The sequence below is a fragment of the Yeguia hominis genome (assembly GCF_014384705.1).
In the GTDB taxonomy this organism is placed as follows: domain Bacteria; phylum Bacillota; class Clostridia; order Oscillospirales; family Acutalibacteraceae; genus Yeguia; species Yeguia hominis.
The window spans coordinates 18,792-31,705 of sequence record NZ_JACRSN010000013.1; the positions used below are offsets into that span (position 1 = coordinate 18,792).

At 51.4% G+C, this 12,914-nt stretch carries 11 protein-coding genes; 4 read left to right on the plus strand and 7 right to left on the minus strand.

Going from position 1 to position 12,914, the window contains the following annotated elements:
* Positions 1-68: 68 nt before the first annotated feature.
* From IAG03_RS09160 to IAG03_RS09170, 3 genes are all read left to right on the plus strand, one after another.
* On the plus strand, positions 69-1,322 hold the full coding sequence (locus IAG03_RS09160) for a serine hydroxymethyltransferase (RefSeq protein ID WP_249319819.1): 1,254 nt from the start codon (positions 69-71) through the stop codon (positions 1,320-1,322).
* Positions 1,323-1,402: 80 nt separating this feature from the next.
* Positions 1,403-2,668, plus strand: coding sequence for a replication-associated recombination protein A (locus tag IAG03_RS09165; protein WP_249319820.1), 1,266 nt, complete (start codon positions 1,403-1,405; stop codon positions 2,666-2,668).
* A gap of 110 nt (positions 2,669-2,778) precedes the next feature.
* On the plus strand, positions 2,779-2,967 hold the full coding sequence (locus tag IAG03_RS09170; protein WP_249319821.1) for an alpha/beta-type small acid-soluble spore protein: 189 nt from the start codon (positions 2,779-2,781) through the stop codon (positions 2,965-2,967).
* A 102-nt stretch (positions 2,968-3,069) separates the two neighbouring features.
* Here the strand turns inward: IAG03_RS09170 and IAG03_RS09175 are convergent, their stop codons facing one another.
* Positions 3,070-3,492 carry a hypothetical protein gene (locus IAG03_RS09175; RefSeq protein ID WP_249319822.1) on the minus strand — a complete coding sequence of 141 codons (423 nt, stop codon included), beginning with the start codon at positions 3,490-3,492 and terminating at the stop codon, positions 3,070-3,072.
* 92 nt (positions 3,493-3,584) lie between these two features.
* On the opposite strand from IAG03_RS09175, the gene IAG03_RS09180 reads away from it, so the two are divergent.
* On the plus strand, positions 3,585-5,984 hold the full coding sequence (locus IAG03_RS09180) for a transglycosylase domain-containing protein (protein ID WP_249319823.1): 2,400 nt from the start codon (positions 3,585-3,587) through the stop codon (positions 5,982-5,984).
* A gap of 367 nt (positions 5,985-6,351) precedes the next feature.
* Here the strand turns inward: IAG03_RS09180 and spo0A are convergent, their stop codons facing one another.
* From spo0A to potA, 6 genes are all read right to left on the minus strand, one after another.
* A complete protein-coding gene (spo0A, locus tag IAG03_RS09185) occupies positions 6,352-7,128 on the minus strand; it encodes a sporulation transcription factor Spo0A (RefSeq protein WP_249319824.1) in 777 nt (258 codons plus the stop codon).
* Between the two features lie 136 nt (positions 7,129-7,264).
* Positions 7,265-8,545, minus strand: coding sequence for a SpoIVB peptidase (gene spoIVB, locus IAG03_RS09190; protein WP_249319825.1), 1,281 nt, complete (start codon positions 8,543-8,545; stop codon positions 7,265-7,267).
* Between the two features lie 209 nt (positions 8,546-8,754).
* A complete protein-coding gene (locus tag IAG03_RS09195) occupies positions 8,755-9,939 on the minus strand; it encodes an ABC transporter substrate-binding protein (protein WP_249319826.1) in 1,185 nt (394 codons plus the stop codon).
* Positions 9,936-10,760: an ABC transporter permease subunit gene (locus IAG03_RS09200; RefSeq protein ID WP_249319827.1), complete on the minus strand. Its 825-nt coding sequence runs from the start codon at positions 10,758-10,760 to the stop codon at positions 9,936-9,938. Before IAG03_RS09200 ends, IAG03_RS09195 begins: the two co-directional genes overlap by 4 nt.
* Positions 10,757-11,578: an ABC transporter permease gene (locus tag IAG03_RS09205; RefSeq protein WP_249319828.1), complete on the minus strand. Its 822-nt coding sequence runs from the start codon at positions 11,576-11,578 to the stop codon at positions 10,757-10,759. Before IAG03_RS09205 ends, IAG03_RS09200 begins: the two co-directional genes overlap by 4 nt.
* Positions 11,575-12,711, minus strand: coding sequence for a spermidine/putrescine ABC transporter ATP-binding protein (gene potA / locus IAG03_RS09210; protein ID WP_346726131.1), 1,137 nt, complete (start codon positions 12,709-12,711; stop codon positions 11,575-11,577). Before potA ends, IAG03_RS09205 begins: the two co-directional genes overlap by 4 nt.
* Positions 12,712-12,914: the final 203 nt, after the last annotated feature.

Below are 12,914 nucleotides of genomic sequence, written 5' to 3' on the forward strand. Positions count from 1 at the left end.
ACGATTCTTGTTTTTTGCGGACATCCGTTGTATAATAATTCCTATCAACTAGGAGAGGAAGATTTTTGATGTACCGTGACATGATGGACACCATTGGATTCGTAACGGGATATGATCCCGAGGTTGGAGCCGCTATGCAGCAGGAGCTTCTGCGCCAGCGGAACAATCTGGAACTGATCGCTTCGGAGAACTCCGTTTCCCCTGCCGTTCTTGCCGCAATGGGAAGCATTCTGACCAACAAATACGCCGAAGGCTATCCCGGAAAGCGCTACTACGGCGGATGCCAGTACGTGGACATCGTGGAAAATATTGCGCGGGATCGTGCCTGCAAGCTATTCGGTGCAGAGCACGCAAACGTTCAGCCGCATTCCGGTGCACAGGCCAATACAGCCGTCTACTTCTCTATGCTGAAGCCCGGAGACACCGTTATGGGCATGAACCTTGCAGAGGGCGGGCATTTAACGCACGGCTCTCCGGTCAACATTTCCGGCGCATATTATAACTTTGTTGCATACGGCGTCGATCCGGTCACGCACCGCATTGATTACGATAAGCTCTACGAACAGGCCATGCAGACCAAGCCGAAGCTGATTGTGGCAGGCGCCAGCGCCTATCCGCGCATCATTGACTTCAAGCGGTTCCGCGAAATTGCGGATGCCTGCGGCGCGCTCTTCATGGTCGACATGGCACATATTGCAGGGCTTGTAGCAACCGGACATCACCCGAGCCCGGTGCCGTATGCTGATTTTGTGACAACTACCACACACAAAACACTTCGCGGACCGCGCGGCGGCATGATTCTCTGCAAAGAGCAGTATGCAAAGGCTATCGATAAAGCGATCTTCCCCGGCACACAGGGCGGCCCGCTTATGCACATCATCGCAGGCAAAGCGGTCTGCTTCGGAGAAGCGATGAAGCCCGAATTCAAAGCATACAGCGCCCAGATCATCAAAAACGCCGCAGCACTTGCGGACGGCCTGACCCGGCGCGGCATCAAGCTGGTTTCCGGCGGTACAGATAACCACCTCATGCTCGTTGACCTGACCGGTCTTGAACTGACCGGCAAGGAACTGGAGCACCGCCTGGACGAAGTCCATCTTACCGCAAACAAAAATACCGTTCCGAACGAGCAGCGCAGCCCGTTTATCACCAGCGGTCTGCGGCTTGGTACGCCTGCCGTTACCACCCGCGGTCTTGACATTGCTGATATGGAAAAACTGGCAGAGTGCATTACGCTGGCCATTCAGGACTTTGACGCAAATCGCGAAAAGATTCTGGATACTGTCTCCTATATCTGCAACGCGCATCCGCTTTACGAATAAGCCAACGACTTTTCTAAAAATGCGACAGCCGCTGTGTTGTCGCATTTTTTTCGAAATCATCTCCACAGGAGGTTTTCACCATGCCAGCTCCGCTTGCTGACCGGATGCGCCCCCGGACGCTTGACGAAATTGTCGGACAACAGCATCTGCTTGCAGAAGGACGTCCTCTGCGCCGGATTATCGAATCCGGCAGCATTCCGAATATGGTCTTTTACGGGCCCTCCGGCGTCGGAAAAACAACGCTTGCCACAATGATTGCCAGAACCACCAACCGCAAGCTCTGCAAGCTCAACGGCACCACTGCTTCAACCGCGGACATCCGCGCTGTCGTCGCGCAGACGGAAACCCTCGGCGCGGTAAACGGCGTGCTGCTCTATCTCGATGAGATTCAGTACTTCAACAAAAAGCAGCAGCAAACCCTGCTCGAATTCATCGAGGACGGACGCATCACCCTGATTGCTTCCACAACCGAAAATCCTTATTTTTACGTCTACAATGCCATTTTAAGCCGGTCGACCGTTTTTGAATTCAAGCTGGTTCCGAAAGAAGAGATTGCGCGCGCCGTGCGGCGGGCTTTTGCGTTTTTGAGCGAAGAAAAAAAGCAGCCGATTACGTTTGAAGAAGGCGTTCCGGATGCAATTGCTACCGGCTGCGGCGGCGATGTCCGGAAATCCATCAACGCAGTGGAACTCTGTGTCCTTTCCGCCGAGGAACGGGAAAACGGTCTCTTTGTCACGCTCGAACACGCGCGCGAACTCTCACAAAAAAGCGCGATGCGATATGACAAAGGCGGAGATGAGCATTACGACATCGTCTCTGCGTTTCAAAAATCCATGCGCGGTTCGGATCCGGACGCTGCAATCCACTATCTGGCGCGCCTGCTTGAAGCCGGTGATCTGCCGTCTGCCTGCCGCCGGTTGATGGTCTGCGCCTGCGAGGATGTCGGACTTGCATGGCCGCAAATCATTCCGATTGTCAAAGCTGCGGTGGATGCCGCTTTGCAGGTGGGGCTTCCGGAAGCGCGTATCCCTCTGGCAGATGCCGTCATTTTGGTAAGCACCGCGCCCAAATCCAATACTGCCTATCTTGCGATTAACCGTGCAATCGCCGATATCCGCGCTGGTAAGGCCGGCGCAATTCCCCGGGCGCTGCAAAACAAGCACTATGACGGCGAAGACCAGGCGGTAAAGGGACAATTCTATCAGTATCCGCACGACTTTCCGGGCCGTTGGGTCCGGCAGCAGTATCTGCCGGATACTTTAAAAGACGCAAGCTACTATCAGTACGGCGAAAACAAAAACGAACAGGCCTTCCGCGCCTATTGGGAAAAAATCAAAAAACCGTAAAGACATTTTTTTGAAAACCGCTTAAAAATTACCATTCATAAACCTCCTCAAACTCCACAAAATAGAATTGCAAACGCAAAGAAAAACTTTGAATTGAGGAGTGTACGATCATGTCCAATAAGAATGTTGTTCCTGAGGCTAGAGAAGCTTTGAACAAGTTTAAGATGGAAGCTGCTAACGAAGTCGGCGTCAACCTGAAACAGGGCTACAACGGCGACCTGACCTCCAAGCAGGCCGGTTCTGTCGGCGGCCAGATGGTCAAAAAAATGATTGAACAGTATGAGAAGAACATGAAATAACTCTTCTCCGCGGAAACAGACCCGGATGTCGACCTGACATCCGGGTCTGTTTTGTTTGCATGAATCACCGGACGCACGGGCTTTCTGACGCAGAAAAGGCACTTACCCGTCGTAATCCTGCAATACTGCAATCAGCTCCGTCCGGTTGTCCGCATAAATGCCGTTTTTCAATAAAATCTGGTCGGCCTCCGGCAGCGACGCCACACGGACGCCGACTTCCAGATAGGGCGTTTGCTGCCCTCTTAAAAAAACGCCGATGTGATCATGATATTCCCGGATGGTGTAAAGATGTTCTTGCGGCGCCATAACGGGGGCTTCCGTTTCTTGACTTACCGCATCATTTGCGGTAGAATAGGTTTGATTATCTGCCGGGTCTATTTGGCTTTCTGCGCTGCTTTCAGAAACCGGCGGCAGTTCTGTTTTTCCCGAAAAAGCGGAAATCGCTGTAACCAGAACCGCAACCATGGTCAGAGTCATCACCCCCTGGATCGCCATCGACAATATTCTATACGTTTTGTCGGACATTACGCCCACCACTTTCCTTCCAAAAGTTTTTTCTTTTAGTATGGAAAAAAGCTGGGCAAACTATACATTGTCTGCGCAAAGGAGGTCTTCGCTTGCGAAAAACGGATATCAATAAATACAACACCGCATCCAACGAAACCGGAACCAAAGGAGAAACCGGAAGAATTGCTTCCACGGTTTCCAGATCGGTCTGGCAAATGGTCTGTAAATTCATCAAAACATTTTTTGTCATTTTGGTCATTGCCGGAACCATCGTGCTGGGAACGGTCGTTTCGTTTATCATCAGCATGCGCAATGAGGCGGTCATCGAGCTGTCCAATACCAACATTTCTTTAAAATACACCAGCTTCATCTATGCGCTCGATGAAAACGGAAACGACACGGAGTACATGTCCTTTTACAGCTACGAAAACCGTGTCTGGGTCGATTATAAAGACATTCCCCAGCAGATGATCGACGCCATCACTGCAATCGAGGACAAGCGTTTCGCGGAACATCACGGTGTTGACTGGAAACGGACCGCAGGTGCAATCCTGGGCCTCATCACTGGAAAGGGCGGCGGCGGTTCCACCATTACGCAGCAGCTGATTAAAAACGTTACCGGCGACGACGATGTCAGTCTGACCCGAAAGATCAAGGAAATTTTCAGCGCGCTGAATCTGGAAAAGAAGTATTCCAAGCAGGAGATTCTCGAATCCTATTTAAATATTGTCAACTTCGGCAGCGGCTGCAACGGCGTACAGGCCGCGGCAAACCTTTATTTTAATAAAGACATCAAAGATTGCAGCATTGCCGAATGCGCCGCAATTGCAGGCATTACGCAGAATCCGTCCCGCTATACACCGCTCATTTTCCCGGAATACAACAAGGAACGCCGCGAGACCGTCCTGGAGGAAATGTACAAGCAGGAAAAAATCACCAAACAGGAATATGAAGACGCCATGGACGAATCTGCACACATGACGTTTGCAGGCGCATCGAACAATGACGATGATGAGGATGACGGTGGGCTCGACGTCTGGGATTGGTACACCGACGCGTTGTTTGAAAAGGTGCTTGCCGATTTGATGGATACCTACGGGTATTCCGAAGAAATCGCAACCATGCAGATTTATCAGGGCGGCATTACGATCCATTCCGCAATGGACCGGCGGATTCAAAATATCGCCGATTCTATCTATACCAGCGACGAGTACCGTCCGGAGGATCGGGAAATTCTTTCCGGATTCTATATGATGGACTATTCCGGGAGAGTTCTTGCGACGGTCGGCTCTTTTGAAAAGAAAGAGGGAAACCGGCTTTTCAGCAATGCCATTGACGCCGGACGGCAGTCCGGTTCCGTCATCAAGCCGGTCTCGATTTATGCACCGGCCATTGACAATGGCATGATCAATTTTTCCACGATCCTCAAGGATGAACCGCTCCCGCACTACTTCCCGGACGGCTCGGCCGGACCTGGAAATGCCGGCGGTACGTATACCAAAAAAATGACGACCGCCGATGCGATCACGGTCTCCCAGAACGCACCTGCTGCACAGCTGTGCAACACGATGGCCCCGCTTTCTTCCTACACCTTTTTAACAGAAAAGCTGAACTTTACACATTTGGATCCGACAGAAGACAGTTCCTCCATCGCCGCTATGGCGCTCGGCGGCGTTCACGGCGGAATTACCGTGGAAGAAATGACGGCTGCCTTCCAGATTTTTGGAAACGGCGGCGTCTACCACAAGCCGTATATGTACTTCTATGTCGAGGATCACGATGGGAATGTTATTCTTGATAACCGCGACAAAACCGGTGAACAGGTCATTTCTTCCGAAACTGCGACTATCATGGAAAAGCTTCTGCGCAACGTTGTATACAGCACGAACCCCTGGGGTACTGCAACAGACCTTGGCATTTCTTCGGAGTGGGACGCTTTCGGAAAAACCGGTACCACCGATATCAACGACAACTCCTGGTTCATTGCCGGAACGCCTTATGGTGTAGCCGGAATCTGGACCGGATATGACATTCCGGAGACCCTTTCCAGCACCCAGCACGCAAAACGCCTCTGGATGGCAATTATGGAACAGGTCCTTGAGCCTGTCGATCTCTCCAATTACAGTTACCCGCTCGATGAGAATGTGGTTTCTGCGACTTACTGTAGAGAAACCGGACTCCTTGCCGGCACACACTGCAAAAAGACTGCAACCGGATGGTACGTCCGTGACAAGCTTCCGACGACCTGCACGGATGAACATGAAGAGTCCAGTGACATTTCCTCCGGCATCAATTCTGAGCTAGAATCCGAGGTCAGCAGCGAGGTTTCCTCCGAGCCGGAGCCCACGCCGACGCCAAAACCGACCCCGACGCCGGCTCCGACACCGGAACCCACGCCGGAGCCCACGCCGGAACCGACGCCGGAACCCACGCCGGAACCGACGCCGGAGCCCACGCCCACACCGGAGCCGGAATCAAGTGACCCCAATGAGTCGCACGAGGCGCCGTAACTGTCAATTCGGATTGACGCGGCGTTTTGACGCCGTTTTACAGTCGCCCTGCCGAAAAGATCGGCGGCGAAAAGCTGGGCTGAATGCAAAAAATCTATGTGTCCTGGCATTTCGGATTTTGCACGATTCGCATGCTGCTTTTAAAATGCTCTCGCGATTGGGGCTTCCACATTTTGATTTTCAAAAAGCACACTTGCCGCAAGGTCGGTGTGCTTTTTCATTTGCAATCTGGCGGCCGGCGCTTCCGCTGAATCGGGAAGAAACGCGCCGGTCTGTGCGGATAACTTTATAAGAAAACGAACCGGACACTGTGCAGCATCCGGTTCATTCCAATTTCTGTTTTTTGTTTTAAGCCGTAATCCAAAATTCAGCTTGCGTTCCGCAGCTGCAAGCGCAGCTTATCGCTAATCATCGCCACAAATTCGCTGTTTGTCGGCTTTCCGCGTGTATTCTGAATGGTATAGCCGAAATAGGAATTTAAGATGTCGACATCTCCGCGATCCCACGCCACTTCAATTGCATGGCGGATCGCACGTTCCACGCGCGAACTGGTTGTTGCGTAGCGTTTGGCAACGCTCGGATAGAGCTGCTTCGTAATCGCGTTGATAATATCCGGGTTTTCAATTGCCATGATGATCGAATCGCGCAGATACTGATAGCCTTTAATATGCGCCGGGACCCCAATCTGATGCAGGATCTCTGTCACTTGGATTTTCAGAGAAACTGTGTCCTCTTCTGCTGCAAACGCTTTCTCCGGAATTCCGCGATCGATTCCGCAAAGGCGAATCATCCGCTCTGCAAGCGCCCGTGCCTGGAAGGGCCGAATCAAAAAGTATCCTGCACCCGCCGCAATGGCTTCTTTCTCCAACATCGGGCTTGCTGAATTTGAGGCAACGACAAAGAGCGGCCGCTTTTCGCCTTCTCCCACTGTATAGGCATTCAAAACGCCAATTGCATCTAGCCCGGGCATAAACAGATCCATCAGGACAATGTCCGGCTGTGCTTTTGGAAGTTCCTCCAGAACGGCCAGCCCGTTTTTTGCGACGAAACACAAGCAAAAACCCATTCGCTCGAAATCCGAACACATTTCTCTGGAAAATCCCTCTTTTTCTCCTGTAATCATAAGTTTTAGACTGTTCTCCATTTCAAATCCCCCAATTGTTGTGTTTTATGGGTTTATATTACCATATGCGGTTGATTTTGGCAATAGTATTTTTTGATTTTTTTCAAATTTTTTGGAAAAAATAAGAACAGTCCGCCATTTTCACGGCTTCTTCAGATTATGCGGCCGGATTTGACAAATTTTGATATTCCAAAAGCTGGTCAAACATGTTTTCCGCAAAGATTCCATAACCGCGTTCCGGTTCATTCAGAAAAACATGTGTCACGGCGCCAACCAATTTGCCATTTTGCAAAATGGGACTTCCGCTCATTCCCTGTACAATTCCGCCGGTGATCGAGAGTAGTTCTTCGTCCGTGACATGCAAAACCATGTTTTTGGTCTTGCGGCCATCATTTAAAGAGACGCTTTCAATTTCCACTTCAAAAAGCTGCGGGCCGCGGTTGTCGACCGTTGCAAGGATTTGTGCTTTTCCCGTTTTGATCTCCTGCTTCAGCGCAACCGGGATCGCGTTTTCTGCAGAAGGCTGATCGTAGAAGACACCATAGACGCCGGTGTCCGTATTGCCGAATAACGTCCCCACCGGTACGCCGGTCGGAAAATAGCCCTGCAGTTCTCCAGCTTCTCCACGCCGTCCCGGAATACAGCCGAGGATCGCCACATCTACGACGTCCCCGCTTCCCAAGGGCATCAGCTCGCTGGTATCGACATCACAGATGCCGTGTCCCAGTCCTCCAAAGAGGCCGGTTTCACTGTCGCAAAACGTCACCGTCCCGATTCCGGCCGTACTGTCCCGCACCCAAAGTCCGGCTTTATACTGATTGTCTACAGAAGATTTTACCGGCTGCAGCGTCGTTGTAAACGACTCTCCGGCCCTTTGATATGCAATCTCAATGGGATCTCCTCCACTTTTTCGCAAAAGCGCCGCAAAGTCATCATTGCCGGCAATCTCCGCTCCGTCGGCTTCCGTCAGGATATCCCCTTTTTGCAGACCGGCACGGTCCGCCGGACTGACTGCGCCGTCCGCACTCTGCACCTTTGCCGTTCCCACAACCATGACGCCGTCTGTAACCATTTTAATGCCGAACGGCGTTCCGCCGGGAACAACTTTCGGCGCCTCGATCACATGGACCGTAACCGTTTTAAGCGGAATACACTGCAAGAGCCGAACCTCTGCCGTATAGCTGCTGCCCGCAGCCGTAGAGAGATTGACCGTTTCCGCCTGCGCGGTATGCTGTGCTGAATACGCATGATTTTGAAAAGAAAGCGACTCGCCTTCCCGGACAAAAAAGCTTTCCGGAAGCTGTGTCTCCGCTACCACCGCGCCTGTACCGCCGGCCGCCGTCAAAACAGACAGCATCGCTGCCGCCGACCGAAACAGCGACCTGCCGGTAAAATGCTTTTTTATCCAATTGCGCTTCCATTTGAAATTATGATTCATTGTAAATTCCCTCCCTCCTTCTTTACTCTGCCACAACCGCTCACACTTTATTTTGACAATTCCCACCGGGCGATACCCGATTCGAGCGGACATTTGGGACTTGGATAGCTCTTCTCCCGCAAGCAGAAATTCAGGAAAAACCGGAAAAAATTTACAAAAAATCCGATACAGAACCTTCTGCACCGGATTTTCGTCTGATGAAATTGTATTTAGCGTTCCCGCCGTTTTTTCAGCTTTTTGGCAATTACAATTCCGACATACACTGCAGCAAACGCAACCAGAATGATGACCAGCGTTGCCGTATCTCCCGGTCCGCCCATTTTCACTTCTGCCCACAGCGTATCGAGAAGCGTACTGGTTTCCTTCGGAAGGTCCGTAAAGATCTCGGATTGCGCAAGGATTTCCTCCGGCGGGTAGTAAATCGGGTTGTTTACCGTTTCCTCATCCATGAGTTCCTTGGCCTCGCTGATCGGCGTCGAGTACCCGATATACTCTGAATTCGCTGCCGCAACTTCCGGCTCACATAGGAAATTGATATAAGCCTCGGCTTCCGTCTTGTGCACACTGTCGATCGGAATGCACATCGCGTCGACAAAAAAGTTTGTGCTTTCGCCCTTCGGAATCACAAAGCCGATATCCTCGTTGTCCTCGCAAAGGATCGCTGCATCGCCGGCATAATACGGCGCAAGCCAGGCCTCGCCGCTTTCCATTTTATCAAAGATCTGGTCCATCACATAGGCCTGCACGAGCGGCTTTTGCTGTTTGAGCAAATCTGCCGCCGCATACCAATCCGCCTCGTCCGTCGTATTAAACGGAATCTTCAAGATGCTCTGTGCAATGGCAAACGCATCCCGTGGATTGTCAAACATCAAAATTTTTCCGGAATACCGCTCATCCCACATGGCTTCCCAGTTTTCCGGCTCCTCGACATAATTTTTGTTGTAAAACATGCCGACCAAACCCCAGGTAAACGGAACCGAATAGCGGTTTTCCGGATCATAGTCCTGATTCCGGAACTGCGCATCGATTTTTTCAAAATTGGGAATATTCTGGAAATCGAGTTCCGCAAGCATCCCCTCTTTGATCATCTTTGCAATCATATAGTCGGACGGAATGATGACATCATAGTTTGCACCACCGCCCGCCAGCTTTGCATAGAGCGCTTCGTTTGTTTCATAGGTCGTATAATTGACCTCGATTCCGGTCCGACGGGTAAATTCCGCATTGACGTCCATCGTTCCGTCGACGCCGTTGGAGATATATTCCCCCCAGTTATAAACATTGATGACGACACCGGTTTTGGGCGCGTCCTGCGTTTCCGCCGCAAAAGCGGCCGGCGCCATGGGAAGCAAAAGAAGCAGCGTCAGCAAGAGAAGCAAAATCCGCTTTTTCAATGCGTGCCGCCCCCTTCCGAAAGCACCTTTTTGGCAGCGCGCTGATCCTTTGCCTGCCGCATATTGACAATAATCAGAAGGATCATAATCACAACAAACATCAGCGTTGAGAGCGCATTAATTTCAGGGCTGATCCGCTTGCGCGTCATGGAATAAATATAGATCGACAGCGTCTGCGTCGTTCCGCTCGCAAAATAGCTGATGATAAAATCATCGATCGAGAGCGTAAAAGCCATAATAAAGCCTGTCACGATTCCCGGCATGATCTCCATCAGCACAACCTTAAAAAAGGCGGAAATCGGTGTGCAGCCGAGATCCTGCGCCGCCTCATAGAGGTTCGCATCCATCTGTCTGAGCTTCGGCAAAATGGAAAGAATCACATACGGCAGACAAAAGGTAATATGCGCCAGAATCAGGGAAACCATTCCGAGAGACGCCCCGCCCATCTGCCGCGCGACAAACACAAAGAGCAGCATCAGAGAGACGCCGGTCACGATTTCCGGATTGACCATCGGGAAATTGGTCAGATTCATGACCAGTTTCTGTTTCCATTTTTTCATGCCGTTGATTCCGATCGCCGCAATCGTACCGAGCACCGTCGAAACGACCGCCGCAACCACCGCGATAATCAGCGTGTTTTTGAGCGCGTCAAGAATCATGCCGTCCTGAAAGAGACGGCGGTACCACCGCAGGGAAAATCCGTAGAACACCGAACGGCTCATGGTATCGGTGTCGTTGAACGAAAAAACAATCAACACCACAATCGGCGCATAGAGGAACAGGAAAATCAGCACGGTGTAAATTTTGGAGAGCACCTTCACAGCATCATTCCCCCTTCCATGTTTTCGCTGCCGTCATCAAACTGGTTCATAATGCCCATGCAGATCAAAATCAAAACCATCAGAACCAGAGAGATCGCCGAACCGAGATTCGGATTGTAGGCATTTCCGAGGAACTGCATATCAATCAGGTCGCCGATCAGGAGGTTGCCCCCGCCGCCGAGCATTTTGGAAATAATAAACGTACTGACCGAAGGGACAAACACCATTGTTACGCCGGAAATCATTCCCGGCATGCTCATCGGCAAAATGACCCGCAAAAACACCCGCAGCCGGTTGGCGCCGAGATCCTGCGCCGCCTCGATCACGCTCCCGTCAATTTTGGTCAAAATCGAATACAGCGGCAAAATCATGTAGGGAATATAGTTGTAAACCATTCCGAGCACCACCGCGCCCGCTGTATTGATGAGCTTCACCGGCGGAAGTCCCAACGCGGTAAGCGCCGTGTTAATTAGGCCGCTGTCCTCTAAAAGCGTCATCCAGGCATAGGTCCGCAGCAAAAAGTTCATCCACATCGGCAGCATCACCAGCATAATCATGACATTCTGCCGGCGCGCGTGCGTGTGCGCGATAATATAGGCCAGCGGATATCCCAGGATCAGAGAGATCAGCGTTGCCAGCGCGCCCATCCAGATCGAGCGCAAAAACACGTTGGAATACTGTCCGACCTTTGCGATATTTTCCAGTGTAAACTGGCCGCTTTTATCCGTAAATGCAAAAAACACAACCAGAATCATCGGGACAACAATAAAAATGATCATCCAAATGATATAGGGAAGCGATGCCGTTTTTGATTTCATTCTTCCGCTTCCTCCTCTTCCGGAGGCGCCATCTGCAGATCCTCCTCCATCTCATCGCTGAATGTCGAGTAGTCGCCGAACGTTCCGGAATATTCGGATTTCTTCATCACGTGGATGTCATCCGGCGTCAGGGAGATGCCAATCTCCTGGCCGACCTCCTGACCGTAAATGGACTGGATCATCCATTTGAATCCGCGTACGTCCACAATAATCTCGTAGTGTACGCCCTGGAAGTTCACGCTTGTCACTGTTCCGCGCAGCGGGCTTTCCTCCGGACGCGTCACTTTAATGTCCTCCGGGCGGATTACGACATCCACCGGTTCCCGTTTTCCAAACCCTTTGTCGAGGCAGGCAAACCGACAGCCTGCAAATTCTACAAGATAATCCTCCAGCATCACAGCGTCGAGGATATTACTCTCGCCGATAAAATCCGCAACAAATGCATTGCGCGGCTCGTTGTAGATGTCCTCCGGCGTTCCGATCTGCTGGATTACGCCCTTATCCATGACGACTACCGTATCGGACATGGAAAGCGCTTCCTGCTGATCGTGCGTGACAAAGAGGAAGGTGATTCCTGTCTGCTGCTGGATTTTTTTCAGCTCCGTCTGCATGTCCTTGCGCAGCTTTAAATCCAGCGCGCCAAGCGGCTCGTCCAGAAGCAAAACCTTTGGGTCGTTGGCAAGCGCCCGGGCGATTGCCACGCGCTGCTGCTGTCCGCCGGAAAGGCGGTTGACACTGCGGCGCGCAAAGCCGTTCAAGTCGACCAGATCCAACATGTGTCTGACGGTCTCGTCAATCTCTTTTTCCTTCTTCTTTTGGATCCGCATGCCGAATGCGACGTTTTCATACACATTCAGGTGAGGAAACAACGCATAGCGCTGGAAAATCGTATTGACTTCCCGCTTATACGGCGGAAGATCCGTAATTTTCTGATCGTTAAAATAGACCTCACCCGAATCCGGTGTTACAAACCCGCCGATAATGCGCAGGGTCGTCGTTTTTCCGCAGCCGGACGGGCCGAGCAATGTCACAAATTCTCCGTCCCGAATATTGAGATTAAAATCCTTCAGAACCGGCTCTCCGTCAAACGCCACCGTAATATTCTTCAGCGAAATAATTACATTCCCTTTCACCTGCTTGCGTCCCCTTTCCTTTGCTTGATACCCGGATTTCAGCCTGTCAGCCGCAAAGCGCCTGTTTTTAAACATAAAAAACAACCGCGGTTCTGCGGTTTTTCCTTCTGCGCATGCGCTTTTTTCAGAACCGGGCGTTCTGCCTTAACAGCCCGCGGTTCCGTCTTTTCTGCCGCTAATTTGGAAACCTGAAATCCACCATA